The organism is Burkholderia sp. MR1-5-21 (assembly GCF_053427715.1).
Window position 1 is genome coordinate 508,323 of the sequence record NZ_JBSAXD010000001.1, and the last position, 17,228, is coordinate 525,550.

General features: G+C 62.4%; 8 protein-coding genes. 4 read left to right on the forward strand and 4 right to left on the reverse strand.

All coding sequences use genetic code 11. The features are described 5' to 3' along the window. Positions 1 to 84: 84 nt before the first annotated feature. From ACV229_RS02185 to ACV229_RS02200, 4 genes are all read right to left on the reverse strand, one after another. Positions 85 to 369: a hypothetical protein gene (locus ACV229_RS02185; RefSeq protein ID WP_448081470.1), complete on the reverse strand. Its 285-nt coding sequence runs from the start codon at positions 367 to 369 to the stop codon at positions 85 to 87. After that, positions 366 to 614 (reverse strand): hypothetical protein, encoded by a 249-nt coding sequence (locus ACV229_RS02190; protein WP_448081471.1) that lies wholly within the window; start codon positions 612 to 614, stop codon positions 366 to 368. Before ACV229_RS02190 ends, ACV229_RS02185 begins: the two co-directional genes overlap by 4 nt. Before the next feature lie 722 nt (positions 615 to 1,336). After that, positions 1,337 to 10,846, reverse strand: coding sequence for a two-partner secretion domain-containing protein (locus ACV229_RS02195; protein ID WP_448081472.1), 9,510 nt, complete (start codon positions 10,844 to 10,846; stop codon positions 1,337 to 1,339). Positions 10,847 to 10,959: 113 nt separating this feature from the next. Next, positions 10,960 to 12,666: a ShlB/FhaC/HecB family hemolysin secretion/activation protein gene (locus ACV229_RS02200; RefSeq protein WP_448081473.1), complete on the reverse strand. Its 1,707-nt coding sequence runs from the start codon at positions 12,664 to 12,666 to the stop codon at positions 10,960 to 10,962. 799 nt (positions 12,667 to 13,465) lie between these two features. Between ACV229_RS02200 and ACV229_RS02205 the strand changes: the two genes are divergently transcribed. From ACV229_RS02205 to ACV229_RS02220, 4 genes are read left to right on the forward strand one after another with little or no spacing between them, the layout of a single operon-like run. Next, complete coding sequence (locus ACV229_RS02205; protein ID WP_448081565.1) at positions 13,466 to 14,164, forward strand: TetR/AcrR family transcriptional regulator; 699 nt, start codon at positions 13,466 to 13,468, stop codon at positions 14,162 to 14,164. Beyond that, the gene (locus ACV229_RS02210) at positions 14,161 to 15,126 is read left to right on the forward strand and encodes an HlyD family secretion protein (protein ID WP_448081474.1); all 966 of its coding nucleotides are present in this window, start codon (positions 14,161 to 14,163) and stop codon (positions 15,124 to 15,126) included. The genes ACV229_RS02205 and ACV229_RS02210 overlap by 4 nt, the downstream gene beginning before the upstream one ends. Beyond that, complete coding sequence (locus tag ACV229_RS02215; RefSeq protein ID WP_448081475.1) at positions 15,123 to 16,070, forward strand: ABC transporter ATP-binding protein; 948 nt, start codon at positions 15,123 to 15,125, stop codon at positions 16,068 to 16,070. Before ACV229_RS02210 ends, ACV229_RS02215 begins: the two co-directional genes overlap by 4 nt. Next, entirely contained in the window at positions 16,067 to 17,221 is a 1,155-nt protein-coding gene (locus ACV229_RS02220) for an ABC transporter permease (protein ID WP_448081476.1), read from the forward strand. The genes ACV229_RS02215 and ACV229_RS02220 overlap by 4 nt, the downstream gene beginning before the upstream one ends. Positions 17,222 to 17,228 lie beyond the last annotated feature (7 nt).

Genomic DNA, 17,228 nt, shown 5'->3' on the forward strand with positions numbered 1-17,228 from the left:
TCCAGCGTCTATTCATTCGCTTTCGCGTCGTCGTGCAACTGCCGCTTGAACCGAACAAACCTGGCCAACGCCGGGTTCGCGCTTCTATTTCAACCGTTCTTCTTCGTCATCTTTCGACTTGTAACTCTCGCGTGCCTTCTTGTAGCTGTTATCGAACGGTTTGATATGAAAAAGTTTTGCGCGACTCGTCATCCCCCCAACAAGTGCGATTGCGAATCCACCAAGTAAGAGAGTGCGAGCCCAGGCAACAGAAAGATCAAATTCAATTGCAATTACGGCAAGACCAATGCCGATAAGAATAAGAAGAATACGCAACCACGAACTAAGATTTCCGTCCTCCATAAATCGAATCTTCATTACTTTTTTCATTCACCACTCCCACCAAACACTTTGTTCGCGCGATCCTGAATTGAGGCTGCGGCGCTACTACCATTCAAATGGTTGGTCAGCTCATTAATAACTGGCGTAAGCTCGGGATACTTGCTCGATGCGTAGTTACTCAGCATCGCCGTTAATCCGTTGAACACATATTGCGCCGAATTTGGCTTCGCGATTTGTTGAACAAAGTCCGCTACTACGCCCGTCACCGTACTACCAAAGGCGCTGGTATTCAAGACTGAAGCTTTTCACTGATCAGTTACACGATGTCGCATTTGACGGTTTGCCAACCACCGCACGGCCACTCCATATGGAGATTGCACCGGCTATGGAACGACTTCCTGCCAATACAGGGTGCGGCCTGGGTTGTACTGCTGGCGCCAAGGCCTCAATTCCCAGGTTGGTCAGGAATACAGCCGATGAGATTCGCCAAACCACCCTGCTACAGCAAGTCAGACAGCGAGCAAGCAGAACATACCCAATCATGAGGAACAGAATGCTGACGACGGCGGTGGTGGTTACTGAAATTCGTTACACTAACGGGGCCTATGGGGCGATACCCAGAGGTACAGCGTCACTTGCAGTCATGAGCACGACGACTGCCTGATGTATCGCGAAAATGTAAAGCGCTACCTGGGCAACTGAAAAATGATCCTTGGGTACGCTATTGTTCGACCATGCCTCACTCACTTCTTTACTCCTTCATCATCGCTGTCTGATTCGTAGCTCTCGCGAGCCTTCTTGTAGCTGTTGTCGAAGGGTTTGAGCTTGAGCAAATGTGACCTACTCGCGTACCCGCCAACAGCCGCGACCCCCAACCCGAACAGCAGCAGGAAACCTCCAAACGGAGCGGGTGGTACGTACTTGTACGCAACGAACATAATTAGAACACCAATAGTAAGTAGGCTAGTCCGCATCCATCGCGAAAAATTCCCATCCTCAATAAATCGAATTTTTATCACTTGCCGCCCCAATAATTAACGAAGTCAATCCAGTATCTATTCACATAATTCTGCGTCTGCTGGCCTGCGCCGCTATTGTTGAACGTGTTCACTGTCTCGTTTATCGCTGGCCCTAACCCCGGAACACGATCTGACAGATTTCCCGCAATTAAACCAGTGACACCAGATACGGCGTATTGACCCACATCCGGTTTAACGATTTGGCCCAGAGCGTCAGCCGCGAATCCAGCAACTGTTGCAGCATAAGCTGCTGCTGAGAGTCCACCAGAGTATGGTGATGGGACGTTCGCCAGCGCAGTCGTCACTGCTCCAAACCGCCCCGCATTTGTCGAAACCATCGATGCCGCATCCGCCGTCGTGTTCTTCACATAGTTCACATCCGACTGATCAAACTTCGTAAATGGCCCGGTCACGTTGAATCCCCAACCAGTACCAGCAGGCCGATCATACGTAACCATGCTCGGCACATCACCCGGCATCACCGTGTTGTAATTGTTCAGGATGTACGCTTGAATCTTTGGATCAGGTTGTGCCGTCTTCTGGGTCAGCACCATTTTTCCATCAGCCGTCGGCTTCGCACCGACCCACTGCGCCCCGCTATCCGTCGGCACTTGCCCCACTAATGTGGTCGGCGCACCAGATTCATGTCGCATCCCAATCGATGCTGCCATGATCCGCATTTGATCTTCGATCTGCGCCTGTGTGTATTGCCCGTTACTCTTTTCCGCCAACTTCTTTGCGAGCGCGCGTTCGTCGAATTGCGCGTCTTGATACAACTGCCGATTAAACCGATCCACACTCGCCCCAGACAACGCCCCCGCTCCACCTCCAACCAACGCACCCGCACCACCAGCCAACACATTCGACGCAAGATTCCCCAGCAGCTCGTCGACGTTCTGGCTACCCGTCGGCCCCGCGTCCTTGATCGACTGCGCGATTTCATTCAGTTGCGGCGCGAGCTTCGCCGACAGCCCCGCACCCGCCGCGCCGCCTGCGGCCCCCAAGCCGCCTCCGGTCAAGCCACCGGTCAACGCCCCACCCGCGATATGCAGTGCGGCCCGATTGTCGCCACCTTCGGCCCAATCCTTGGCTTCTTGCAGATATTGCGCCCGGAGCTTCGGATCGGTTTCATTCGCCGCTGCTGTCTGCGCATCCCGCTGCTTTTTGTCCGCATAGCTGCCAATCTGCTTCGCAATCGTCTCCGCCGCCGCTTGCGCCGCGTTGATCCGATCCGACTGATTGCTCAACACCTGCTGCAAATCCGGCGTCTTGCTGACCGTGCCATTCAGATTCGACGCATCGCGCTCGAGCGTCGTCACATCCTGCTTCTGGTTCGCCGTGTCCGTGATGGTGATGGTGCCCGCGCTGATCGCGCTCTTCGTGGTCGCATCGCTGCTGTCGCTCACACTTACATAGAGCGGCAGCGCCCCACCCGTGTTCTTCCCGCTCGTCGGCCCATGCGTCGCGTAGTTGTTACCGCCGTTCCCGACACCACCACCCGCACTGATCCCGAAGCTGCTCGCATCGTGTTCGGAGTGGTTTTGAACATCCGAGAACGACAGCGTCCCCGTCGTGAGCTGGTTCTTGTCCGGCGTCGCCGTACTCGCGACGTACGCGCCCTTCAGATCCGTATTGCCCTTGACGTTGATGTCGAATCCGCCGTCCCCCGCCTGAATACCTGACTGCTCGTTCACACCCGCATAGCTGCCCCTCGCATGGCCGTTCTGCACGCTGACACTGGCACTCGCCCCACTCATGCTCGCGTTGAACCCACCGCCGGCACTACTCTGATGGGCCGCGCTCTGGCTCGTATCCTGCACCGACGCGAGATTCAGATCGCCGCCGACATCCGCAATCACCTTGTTCGCATTGACGTTCGCCCCAACGATGCTGGTATCGCCGCCGCTGACGATCGCCGCCGTATTGCTCGCGTTGATATGCGTGTTGTTCTGCGTGGCTGCATCCGAATTGCCATCGCCATGCGCGCGCGACATCGATGCCGACACCCCCAAACCACCGGTCCCCACCGACACACCGAAACTCGCGCTCTTCGACTCGTTCGTGCTGCGCGTGCTATCCGTGTCCGTACTGCTAATGAGATTGACCTGATTGGTCGCCTTCAGCAGCACATCCTTCGCGCTCACATCCGATCCCTGGATCGTCACGTTGCCCTGCCCGGCGTTCTTGTCGCCCGTCGCAACAAAGGCAGCCGTGCCACCGGCCTTCACGCTGCTGCCGTTGTTTTGCGTGATGTCCTCGATGTATGTCGTCTTGGCGTGCGACGAACCGAAACTCAGCTCGACCTTCGCGTCCACTTTGCCCTTCGGGTCACTGAGCGCATTCGTCAAATTGCCCGTTGCCGCGACCGTATCTGCCATGCCACCGGCTGCCGCGATCGCATGCAGCGCCGCGGCCCGTCCGTCCTGACCGTTGCCCGCCCCCTGCGCCTGCTGGTTTACGTTCTGGATCGCATCGATGACGGGCGACTTCACCGCCAGCGAGAAACCGGTGGTCTTCACTTCGTGGGTTTCTTCGTGGTGACGGTTGGTCTGCGACGCATCGATCGTCACCTCCTTCGCGATCCCCGTCACATCTTGCGCCGCGACGATGTCGGAGCCGGTGACATGAAGCTTGTTGCCCGCTTGCAGGGACACGCTGCCGTCCGTGCTGCCGACCAGGCTGCCTCGCGATCCCTTCACGGTATCGCGGCTCGTATCGGTCGTCCGGTTCGTGCCGTACGAAATCCCGGCGCCTGCGCTGCCGAGCCCCGATTTCCTGACATCCTTGAAGTGATACTCGCTCGACGCAGTATCCGCCGTCGTGATCGTCAGATCGTGGCCGGCCGCGAGACTCACGTCACGCGTGCCGGCGATCGTCGCAGCTTTCGCCGTCAGGTCGTTTCCAGCCTGCACCGCGACGGTATTACCCGACAACGTCGTGCCGACCGCATTCGTGTAGCTGCTCGAATCGATCGTGTGCGTCGACTTCGACGACAGGAAACCGCTCTCCTTCCGATAGTGTTCGTCGTTCGCACTCGCACTCTGTTCGCCGGCGCTCAGGTTCACGTCACGCCCGGCACTCACTCCGATCGCACCCTGCGCGTTCGCATAAGCCGCCGTCGTATTGACATCCCGGCCCGCCGCGATCGCAAGGCTACCGCCCGTTGCAATCTGCGTCCCCGTATCGCTCGATGCCGAATGCTCCGCGTGATTGCGGTCATCCCACCTGACCGCGTCCTGGCTGCTCTGGCGCACCGCATCGAGATTGACGTCATTGCCCGCGACCAGGGCCGCATCACCCGTCGTTGCAATCGCCGCGGCATTCGTATTCAGGTCATCGCCGGCCTGCGCAACCAATGTCCCGGCGTTGATCGTCGACACGCGATCGATGCCCGTCGCACTGCCGCTCTTCGCCGTCGCCGAACTCGTGGTGCTCGTCAGATTGAGGTCGCGTCCGGCCGACAATGAGACGGTGTTTCCCTGAATCAAGCCGCCGAGGTCGTTCAGATCCTTGTTTGCACTCGCCAGCACGGTACCGCCCGCGACCGTCCCGCTGTTCTCGATCGATTCCGCACGGATGATGGTGACGTTCCGGCTCGCGATCGCGCCCGTATTCCTGTAGGCGCCGTCCGCATCCACCGTCACGTTCTTGCCGGCGATGATCGTCCCTTCGCCGGTAAGGTCCGCCGCATTCGCGCGCAGATACACCTGCGGAACCAGAACCGTTTGCTGGCTACCGTCCGGTAACGTCACGGTCTGATTGACCAGCCACACGATGTCGCTCGTCAGCGCCGCCATCTGTGCGTCGGTCAGCGCCGTGCCGACGTTCAGCCCGAACTGCTGCGCCGCCGTCACGCCGCTCGCCATCAGCGCTTCGTATTCGCTCTGGTTGTCCGAATAGTCGCCGATGAAACGTTGGCCGGTCACCCGGATGATCTGCTGCTGGATCAGTTGTTGCTCGTAGAAGCCATCGCCGATCCGCTTGAGCACTGTGTTCGGATCGACCTTGAGCGCATCCAGCATCGTGTCGCTCGACAGCCATTTCCGGTAGTCGGTAAAGCGCGGATCTGTCTCGATCAGGATGCGACTGCCCGGATCCGCCGCGACCTGATAGAGCGCATTGTTCGGCAGGCGCGTATTCGGTGTCACTGTGCGCACCACGACGCCGCCAACATTCGCCGGCACCGCGAATACCATCTCGATTCCGACGCCCTGTACAGAAGCACCGGAGACTACCTGTCCGCCAACTTCCTTGCCGGTCACAGGCGTCACCCCCGTTCCACTCACACCCTGCACGGCGGATGTCGCAACCGCGGCACTTTTGATCGGATTCGACGGCTTGGCCGGATCGGTCAGCACGACCGGGAGATCGATGGTCCGCGACGGGATGGCCGGCGCGTAGTCGGTCGTCGAAGTCGCGCGCTCGTCCCCGCTGAACGCTCCACCCGACTGGACCCACGTATGGATCGCCTTGCCCGAACCCGCAAACGCCTCGCTGCCGATCGCACCGATGTTCTGCACATTCGTCGGCTTGTTGCCGTCGCCGGCGATAATCTGGCTCTTGTCGTTGACACCAGATGGCGTATTGATCGTGATATGCCGTCCGGCCGTGATCGTGCCGGGTTGAGACGCGGTCACGACATCCTTGGTCGATTTCACGTCGACCGCATAGACGGTGTAGGTCTCCACGAGCCGGCCCGACACATCCGCGTTGTATGCGGCGACGGCCCGATTCAGGTTCTGATAGGCGGCCGTGGTCGCCTGATACCACTGCTGGAACGGCGCGCATGCCGGATTCGCCGACGTCAGGCACGATGGGCTCGGTGGGCCGAACAAAGGTGGCTTGTCGCCAGTCACGTCCGCCTCCGTGGGCGGCTTGACTGCAAACCAGTCATCGCCCACGCCGTACCTGCCGTTGAACAGGCCTGCGATCCCGGTCATGAGGAACGGACCGGGCGTCATCCACGCCGGATTCGCGTCCGGCGGCGGTGCAACCCCGAAGGTTGCCCATATGTCGGCCGGCACCGTGCGATAAGCGCCAGTCTTGGCCGCCACCTCGTCCACGCCGAAATTCGATGCAGCATACGTGGTCTTGTCGATCTTGCCTGCGATGCCATTCAGCGTGTACTTCGCGTACTCCGCGAACGGATACTTCGTCGACGGCAACAGAATGAATTTCTGATCGTCGTCCAGCGCCCACTGATAGTCCGTACCCGGGTGGATTTCCTGACTGTTCTTTTGATACAGGTAAACGGTCGACGGGTCGATTTTTTCGGTCGAGCCCGGCACCTGATACCACAACTTGTTGCCGCTGTCGGTCGTGATCGTCGTGGTCTGGAAATTCGCGTTGAGGTTCTCGAATCGGTTCGCGCTGATCGTGACGTCGCGTCGGGCGTCCATCTGTGCGCCATTGTTCGTCACGGTCTGCGCAGCGCCCGCTGCCTGCCGGTTCGCGTCCAGCGCGCCGCCGACGCGCATGTCGTTGCTCGCATAGATCAGTGCGTTGTTCTGGTTCTCGAGCGTCTGCGCGCCGATGTCGAGGTCGGCGCGCGATGCGATCACGCCACCCACGCCGTCGGCATTCTGATCGTTGATGACGGTGTTCGCGCCCACCGCAACGATGTCACCGTAGATTCGGCCGCCCGCATTCGTGACGGACTCGCCGGCCGTCACCGTCGTTGCGCCGCCGTCGATCAACCCTTCATTGGTCAGCGATCGATTCACATGGACGTTTGTAGCGTTGCTGCCGAAAAATTCGCCTGTCGCGCGGTTCCGCACGGTATCGGCGTTCACGTTCGCGGTATGGCCTGCCGACAGGGTGCCGCTGTTGTCGAGGAGGCCGCCTGCCGTCGCCGTGAGATCGTGGCCGGCCACGATCTGGCCGCTGTTGGCGAGGTCGCCATGCGTCGTCACGCTGACATCACCGGCCGACTGCAGCTTGCCATCGTTGATGAGGGTATTCGTCGAAACCTTCAGTTGCCGGCTGCCATTGACGTCGCCCTGGCCGTTCAACAGCGTATTCGAAGCCGTCAGTGTCGCCGCGCCCTTCGACTGGATGCTGCCTGACGTGTTGTCGATCGTCGTGGCAGTCAGCGTCGCATCCTTGTCTGCCCGGATCGAGCCAGCCGTGTTGTCGAGCGTCCGGCTCGCGTTGAGGGCGACGCTGGCCCCCTCCATCCCCGCGACCAGACCCGGGACGCCTGCCGTTGTCGGTAACGTCGAATTCGACGTCCGTGCATTGTGAATCGTGTTGCCCGTGACCGATAGCGCACCGCTCGCATGCATTGCACCACGGGTATTGTCGATGGTCGTGCCGGACACGCTCACATCGCTGTTGCCGCCAATCTGGCCGGCCACGTTCGACACCGCGCCGGCACTCTGTACCGTCAATGTGCCGTCTGCGACCAGCGAACCAGCGTCGTTGGTCACCGATGCCGCGTTGACGGTCGCCGCGCCGCTCGACGACACCGCACCGCCCGAGTTGCTCAGTGCACCGGTGGTCAGCGTCACGCCGTTGCCGAGAACCTCGCCACTCGTTGATTGACCGGCCAGCACACTGTTGTCGAACGCCCGGCCGCGTGTATCGACGTCGACCGCCACCGTGGCCTGCACCAGACCAGACCGGTTATCGAACGTACCTGAACGACTCGTCAGCGATCGGCTCGCCGCCACGGTCCCGAGCCTGTTGTCGATCGAGCCCTGGCCCGATGCGACGGTAACGCTCGCGCCCGTGATCATGCCGCTTGCGTTCTGCAGGCCCGCGTTGGTCAAGGTCGTATCGCCTGACGCCAGCAGCTTGCCACCCGAATTGTCGGTCGCGCCTGACGTCGTGACCGACAATTCCCCAGAGACGGAGCCAATGGTGCCGTCGTGATTCGATACGGCCTGTGCGGTCACGCTCGTATCGCGCGTCGCTCCGATCGTGCCGCCTGCGTTCGTCAGCACGCCGCCCGTGTCAAACGTGACGGTATCCGCGGAGATCATGCCTTGCGTGTTGTCGATCGTACCGGCCTGCGTGTTCAGCGCTCCGGCGGAAGCAATCTTGCCCCGGGTGTTGTCGAGCACCCGCGAGACGATCAACGTCATGTCACCGGAGGACGTGCCGATCTGGCCTGCCCGGTTAGTCAACGTAGCTGCCGTTGCCGACAGACCCGTTGCGCCAACCAGCTTGCCGCCGTCGTTCGAAGCCGTGCGTGTCGCCGTCAGCGACAAGTCCCCCGACATCGAACCGAACTCGCCGCCCTCGTTCGTCAGGTTTCTGGTCCCGATCTGCACATCCTGAGCCGCCGTGATGCTGCCGCGCAAATTGTCGACCGTGTCGGTCACCACCTCGAGCCGGTTGGCCGAGCTGACTATGCCACCCGTATTCGTCACGCTCTGCGTGGCGCGCAGCGTCGTGTTGCCCCTGGCCGATCCCATCCTGCCCGATGCATTGTCGACACTGTTCGCGGTCAGCGACAGACCATTGCCGCCGACGATGGCGCCTGAGCGGTTCGAAACCGCTCCCGTAATCGTCAAGGTCAGCGCATCGGCGGTGCCGATCTGCCCGCCCGCATTGACGACGTCGGTGGATTGAATCCGCGCGGCATGCGCGCTGATCGAACCGGCACTGTTGTCGAGGTGCGCTGCTTTTATCGACAGGTCGTTCCCGGACGCTACCTTGCCGCTCGCGTTGTCGAACGATCGCGCGACATCGAGTGACGTGTCGCCAGCGACCGAACCGATCTGGCCCTGTGCATTCGAGATCGTGTTCGCCGTCAGCGTGAGTCCATTAGCGCCCGAGATCCTGCCGCTGTCATTCGCGACTTTCCCGGTCGCCGTCAGCGCCAACACGTCCGTCGATGTGCTGATCTCACCCGCCACATTCGTGATGTCGGTTGCGGCGATCTTTGCCGTGCTCGCGGTAATGTACCCCTGCGTATTGTCGAGCGTCCCGGCAGAATTCAGCGACAACGCATCCGCTGCCAGCGTGCCCTCCCGGTTCGAAACCGATTGCGCGGCCACATTCGCGAGGTTGTGCGAGCTGATGGTGCCTGCGTCGTTCACCAACCGGCCGACGTTCACTGTCAGGTTCCGGCCGCTCATGGTTCCGGCGACGTTCGACAGCGTGCCGCTTGTCGTGACGTTGACCGCTCTGGTCGCATTGACGGTCCCGTGGTCCAGCGTGACATCGTTCGCGAACAGATTCACGTCGTCGCCGGCCGCCAGCGTTCCGCTGTTCGTCATATTCGCCGCGCGCGCCGCAATGGAGCCGCCGCCGGCCAGATTACCTGCCGCATCGACGCCCGCATAAACCTGACCGCTGTTGCGGAGCGAAGTCACGCTGGTCAGGTTCGTGTCGACGCCCGACGAAATCGTTCCGGCATTCGACAGCGCCTGTGACGCGTTCAGGTCCGTCGCCTGCGAACTGACGATCGCGCCTTGCTGAACGACGTTGGCACCGTCGATCCGGGTGTTCGCCGCCGACTGAAGACGCGCCGTCGGTGCGATCGTCACATCGCCATTGTTCGAGACTTGAATATCGCCGGTCAGTGACGTGACGGAACCCGCGTTCCGCACGCCCACCCCGGCTTCAGTCCCGATCATGCGCACGCTGTTCGCGAACATGCTGCCGAGCGCCTTGACGTCGATCGCGACACCCGGCATCGCACTTGTTCCAAGCTGGGCCTGTGCAGCGTTGTTCGCAAATTCGATCTGGTTCGCACCGGAAATCACGTTGATGGAATTCGCCCACACCTCTCCGTTGATCGACATCGCTCGTGCAATCAGGTCGATCGCGCTGCCGCGCGCATCCAGCCCCGCACCGCCGATGCCGATTTGCCCTTGCGTCACGTTGAAGCCGGCCAACGTTCGGTCGGGATTGAAAGTCGGCACGCCGGTTGTCAGCGTCACTCTCGGCACATTCAGAAAGCCGCAACCCGCACACGTGATGCCCGCCGGGTTTGCGATCACGAGGTTCGCGCGACTGCCTGCAATCTCGGTTGGCCCAAGGAGCTGACTGGGATTGCCCGACGTGACCTGGTTGACGATCACGCGCGCGGCGTTGTTACCTAGAAACGGGTTCCCTTGCACCCACCCAGCCAGCCGCGACTGCGTGTCCCGGCCGCTGTTGACCAGTACCGCACCCTTAGTACCGACGTTGTACTGCGTGAAGTTGTTCAGCGAGACACCGTTCTTCGGTGCAGTGATGTTGACAAGCGGGACACCCGATGCCGACACGCCGACGACCGGATGGGTCGACCCGCTGCGATCGGGCGTGATCGGCAGTGTGGCTTGGGCATCCGCCACGAGCGGCTGCATGCCGAACGCGCAGAGCGCGGCAAAGGCGGTCGCGCGTGCAGCAAACCAGATCGAGATTCCGCAATCCACCGCCGCAGCGCGAACCGCGCGCCGCACGCGAGCGCGTTCACCGCCCCGATGCGCCGATGCCGCCGGTGCGTGTTCATCGACCGCTACCAACATGCCGCGCACGGCACTGAACACCAAGCGAAAGATTCCGGAATTCATGATCGTCTTGTTTTCGATTACGTATCGGCCCTGTTGTATCCACGTTCGTGGATACGGCCGGCCTCTGTCACACCTTGCTTGCCGACACCCCGCATCCCGCTTGGCCCCACTCGTTAGAACAACGTATTGGCCTGAACGAGCAGCGTCGGGGAGTTCGTCTTGAACCCTCGCGGTTTCGACAGCGGCCAGCCAAGCGAGACGTCATAGTTCAGCGCCGCGCCGAGCGCGTGTTTCGGCGCGAGATTGCCGCGCACGCCGACGACGGCGCCGACGAGCGTCTTGCCGAGCACGTATTGCGCCGCCGGCCCGCGCACGCGTCCTGCATCGACGCCGGCATACAGCGCCTGCGTGCCGACAGGGGTCGGCACGTACCAATCCAGTTCGTTCGAAATCGTCCAGCCGCTTTCCGCGGCCAGCGTCAGTTGCTGATCGAAGCCGCGCACTGCATGGCGCGTGCCGATCGTGAAATAGTCGGAAGGCGTCAGCGCCGTGCGCGCGTTCTGCATGTTCCAGCCGAACTGGTACGAGAACGTCTGATCACCAAGCTTGAAAGGGAGTTGGGCATTGAGGCTCGCCAACTCGACCTGAGTCTTGCCGTCGAAGTCGGGTGCCCCGACCACCGTGCCCGAATTGCTGGACAGGCCCGGCAACGATGCGCGCCATGCGAACGATCCGTCGAGGGCAACGCTACCGATGTACCGCCGATGCGACAGGCCGAGCTCGTAGCCGATGACGTCGCGATGCTGTACCGGAATATCGATACCGTCGATTGAGTTGCGACTGATCTTGTGGAACAGGTTGCCGTGAACTTCAGTACGCGCATGCGCGTTTCGATAGATCACGCCGGACAACCCGGCCTGAAGCCGAGACTGGACACCGCCGTATTCGATCGGCTCGTCAAAGCCTGCGACAGTTTGCTTGTAGCGGGAGCGGCTTGCGCTCAACGTCAGCAGCACATAACCCATCGGCACACTGTAATTCGCTGATACCGACTGGTTACCCTTGTCCGACGCGCCGACGTTCGCGTTGGTCGTACCGGCAATCTGCAGTTGGTCGTACAGGTGTAGCGGCGAGTCGAACGTGAGCGCGCCGGACAGTTCGTACTTGCCTGTCGTATCCAGCCCCGCGTTGTCCGCACCGATGACGGCATGCCAGCGCTTACCGGTTCCGGGATGCAGGACGAGTTCCGATTCGCCTGGCCTCGCACCCGGCGCGATATCGAACGTGGCATCGGATTGGGATTGCAACCGCCGCAGGTTCTCGAGGCCCTGGTCGATGTCCCGCTGATTCAGCAGCGCGCCCGATGAGGCCGGCAGTGCCGCACGCAGCCAGCCGATTGCCGGCTTGTCCTCGCGCACGCTGCTGATCCGGCCCGGTACCACACGCAGCGTCAGCGTCCCCGATTGCAGCGATTGAGTCGGCACGAGCACGCGTGACGTCACATACCCCCGCCCGATCAATGCGTTGTTGGCAGCGTCGTGAATCTGCTTGAGCGCGGTCTTGCCGACGCATTGGCCGACGACCGGTTGCAGCAAACGCGCCAGCCAGCCGAACGCGTTGTCTTCCAGCACGACTTCCTTGATCGGAAAGCACGGGTTATCAAGCGGGAGAGTCGTGACGCCGGCCACTGACCGCGTTTCGCCGGTCGGCGTCAGCACGTTCGGACGAGGATTCAGTTCCTTGGTCGCCTCAAGCTGCTGTTGCTGCAAACGCTGGATTTGCGGGCCAGGCGTGATTTCGGACGGCGGAATGCCTTGTGCCAGCGCAGAAACACTCGCCAACGCCGAAATCAACGCTGCCGAAGTTTCTCGATTCTTCACTTATGTCAGCGGCGTAATGATTGGTCACTGGCGCCATAATTTACCGAAATAGTCGTCAGGTAAATGTCAGGAACAACAAAAACATTCACTCTCTGATGGCGAACCGGACATTAATCGCCATGTGTTCACGCAACCACGACAATCCTCGGATCAAAAAATCGGCCGCGCACATCCATCTTGAAAATATAAATTGACAGTTTGAATACATCTTCCAAGTCAGTTTTAAATTGTGGAAAACCAAGCACGGCGGCTCACCCCCATCATCCGCCGAGCGTCATTTGCTCATCGATCTCCAACAATCGCTCCGCTATATCTGCATCGCCGCAGTTCTGCGGGAGATTGAAGTCGAAATGCGAGAGTCACGCCGAAGGTGCCAGAAAGTAAATTAACGATGAAGAAAAATCATGACCAAAATAATTTCTTGACACTTACCGCGAAGCAATAACTTTCCACCACCCTGTTTCAATGCAAATGGATTCTTCACTTCGCCGTGTCTCTGATTTACAACACGACAGCGGACTGACACCAGATTTCTGGCTCTTATCCTAAAAAGAGCCCGCGCGAATCTCCGTATGCGACACATGAACTGACGGCCAAGGAGTCGCGATGTCACGCAATCCATATGGCCTCCACCATCGGTTTCTGTAGCCACTCCCTACATTTGCCCGCAGCCGCACCGCATGTCTGCGCGACCAAACGGCCCACACCCGCCCCCCGCTTCGCGCTCCACCTGACGCCCGTCAACGTCGTTGAAAACCCTTCCTTGAAATTAACTAACTCATCAATTAGCGTCGTCTGCATGAACGCGAAATCCGCCATCGCCAGGCCGCGCGGGCGCCGCCCGTCGGTGGACGATTTCGACCTGCGCAACCACATGCTCGACATCGCGACCGGCCTGTTCGCCGAGCGCGGCATCGCGGCCACGACGGTCGCGCAGATTGCCGGCGCCGCGGGCGTCACGTCGGCGATGGTGCATTACTACTTCACGAACCGCGAGCAGCTGCTGGACGCGATCGTCGAGGAGCGCCTGATGCAGGTGATCGCGTTCGTCTGGCGGCCGACCGAACCGCAGGTCGAGCAGGATCCGTTTGCGCTCATCGCGGAGCTCGTCGACCGCTTCTTCGACGTCACCGCGCGGATGCCGTGGCTGCCGTCGCTGTGGCTGCGCGAGATCGTCAACGAAGGCGGCCTGCTGCGCGAACGGATGGTCAAACGCATCCCGCTCGAACACGTCGGACGCTTCGCCGAGCGCATCCGCCACGCGCAGCAGGCCGGCACCGTGAACCCCGCGCTCGAGCCAGCGCTCCTGTTCCAGTCGATCATCGCGCTCGTGATGCTGCCGCTCGCCACCGCGAAACTGTGGCAAAGCGCGCGCGGGATGCCGCCGGTCGATCGCGACGTGCTGCAGCGGCACGTGCGCGCGCTGCTCGGCTTCGGCCTGCAGCCGCCCGCCGCTGCGCCAGCCCGCCGCACGCGCGCCCCCCGGAGCCGATCATGACACCGGCCCGCGCCATGCCGTTCGCGCTTGTCGCGTGCGTCGTGCTTGCCACCGGCTGCGGGCAGCGCACGAGCGACCGGGCAACCTACCAGGGCTATGTCGAAGGCGAGTTCGTCTATCTGTCGTCGTCGCAATCGGGCACGCTGACGCAACTCGCCGTGCAGCGCGGCCAGAACATCGCCGCGAACGCGCCCGCGTTCGCGCTCGAAGCCGTCAACGAAACCGCCGCGCTGCAGCAGGCGCAGCACCAGCTCGCCGCCGCGCAGGCGCAGCTTGCCGACCTGCAGACCGGCAAGCGCCCGCCCGAAGTGAACGTCACGAAAGCGCAACTCGCGCAGGCCGCCGCGCAAGCCGGCAGGGCCGCCGACCAGCTCGCGCGCGACGAACGCCAATACGCGGCGGGCGGCATCTCGAAGCAGCAGCTCGACGACTCGCGCGCGTCCGCGCAAACGACCGCCGCCCAGGTGCGCGAGCTGCAGAGCCAGGTCGATGTCGCGCGCCTGCCCGGCCGTTCGCAGCAGATCGCCGCGCAGGCCGCGCAGGTCGACGCCGCGCAGGCGGCCGTCGCTGAAGCGCAGTGGAAGCTCGACCAGAAGCGCGTCGCCGCGCCCGCGGCCGGGCTCGTCTACGACACGCTGTACCGGCTCGGCGAATGGGTGCAGGCCGGCAACCCGGTCGTGCAGATGCTGCCGCCGCAGAACGTGAAGGTGCGCTTCTTCGTGCCCGAGACCGCCGTCGCGACGCTCGCGCCGGGCCACGCGGTCGCGATCCACTGCGACGGCTGTGCGGCCGACGTGCCCGCGCGCATCACCTACGTGTCGAGCGAAGCCGAATACACGCCGCCCGTGATCTACAGCAACGAAAGCCGCACGAAGCTCGTGTTCATGATCGAGGCCCGCCCGGCCGTCGCCGACGCGCCGAAGCTGCACCCGGGCCAGCCTGTCGCCGTGAGCGTGCAATGAACACGCCGCCCGTCCCATATGCGATCGACGTCGACCGGCTGAACAAGCGCTTCGGCGACAAGCACGTCGTGAAGGACGTGTCGCTGCGCGTCGCGCGCGGCGAGATCTTCGGGTTCCTCGGGCCGAACGGCAGCGGCAAGACCACGTCGATCCGGATGATGTGCGGGCTGCTCACGCCCGACTCGGGCAGCGGCACCTGCCTCGGCTACGACATCGTGCGCGACAGCGCGCAGATCAAGTGCCACGTCGGCTACATGACGCAGCGCTTCTCGTACTGGGAAGACCTGTCGATCCGCGAGAATCTCGATTTCGTCGCACGCGTGTACCGGATGCCGGACCGCAAGGCGGCCGTCGAGCGCGCGCTCGACACGCTCGGCCTCGCGAGCCGCGCGAACCAGTTGACCGGCGCGCTGTCGGGCGGCTGGAAGCAGCGGCTCGCGCTCGCCGCCTGCATGCTGCACGGCCCGGAACTGCTGCTGCTCGACGAGCCGACCGCCGGCGTCGATCCGGCCGCGCGCCGCGACTTCTGGGAGGAATTGCACCGGCTGGCCGCGCAAGGCATTTCGGTGCTCGTCAGCACGCACTACATGGACGAAGCCGAGCGCTGCCACAAGCTCGCGTATATCGCATATGGCGAACTGCTCGCGCAGGGCACGTCGGCGGAAATCGTCGCGTCGCAAGGGCTCGCGACCTGGGCGATCACGGGCGAGCGCCTGACCGAGCTGTCCGCGCGGCTGCGCACGATGCCGGGCGTCGACCAGACGGTCGTGTTCGGCTCCGCGCTGCACGTGAGCGGCCGCGACCACGGTGCGCTCGAAGCGAGCGTCGCACGGGTCGCCGCCGATGCGTCGCTGCGGGTCGAGCCGATCGGCACCGGGCTCGAAGATGTCTTCATCTACATGATGAGCATCGCGGACAACGGCGCCGGAGGCACATCGTCATGAGCACGCCGTTCCGGTTTCGCTGGTCGTTCTCGATCGCGCGCTGGTGGAGCATCGTGCTGAAGGAATTCCTGCAGCTGCGCCGCGACCGCGTGACGTTCGCGATGATCGTCGGCGTGCCGATCATCCAGCTCACGCTGTTCGGCTTTGCGATCAACACGGACCCGAAGCACCTGCCGACCGCGGTGATCGTCGCCGATGCGAGCCCGTTCACGCGCAGCTTCGTCGCCGCGATGCGCAACTCCGCGTATTTCGACATCGTCGAGACGCTGCCCGACGAGGCGACCGGCCGGCATGCGCTCGCGCGCGGCGACGTGCTGTTCGTGCTGAGCATTCCTGCCGATTTCTCCCGCCGGCTGCTGCGCGGCGAACGACCCTCGCTGCTCGTCGAGGCCGATGCGACCGATCCCGTCGCGACCGCGTCGGCCATCGCGGCGCTGTCGGGCCTCGTGCAGCCGCTCGCGGACAAGGACCTGACCGGCCCGCTCGCGCACCTGAACGGCCGCCCCGCCGCGTTCGACGTGCGCCTGCACCGGCTGTACAACCCCGAGGGGATCACGCAGTACAACGTGGTGCCGGGCCTGATGGGCGTGATCCTGACGATGACGATGGTGATGATGACGGGTCTCGCGATCACGCGCGAGCGCGAGCGCGGGACGATGGAGAACCTGCTCGCGACGCCCGTGCTGCCGCTCGAGGTGATGACGGGCAAGATCGTGCCGTACGTGTTCATCGGGCTGATCCAGGTGTCGATCATCCTTGCCGCCGCGCGCGTCGTGTTCGACGTGCCGTTCATCGGCAGCCTGCTTGCGATTTACCTGTCGGCGCTGCTGTTCATCGCGGCGAACCTGACGGTCGGCATCACGCTGTCGTCGCTTGCGCAGAACCAGCTCCAGGCGATGCAGCTCGCGGTGTTCTACTTCCTGCCGAATATCCTGCTGTCCGGGTTCATGTTCCCGTTCGCCGGGATGCCGAAATGGGCGCAGTTCATCGGCAACCTGCTGCCGCTCACCTACTTCAACCGGCTCGTGCGCGGCATCCTGCTGAAGGGCAACGGCTGGGTCGACCTGTGGCCGTCGGTGTGGCCGGTCGCCGTGTTCACCGTGGTCGTGATGACCGTCGCACTGCGCTTCTACCGGCGCACGCTCGACTAGGGGGCGT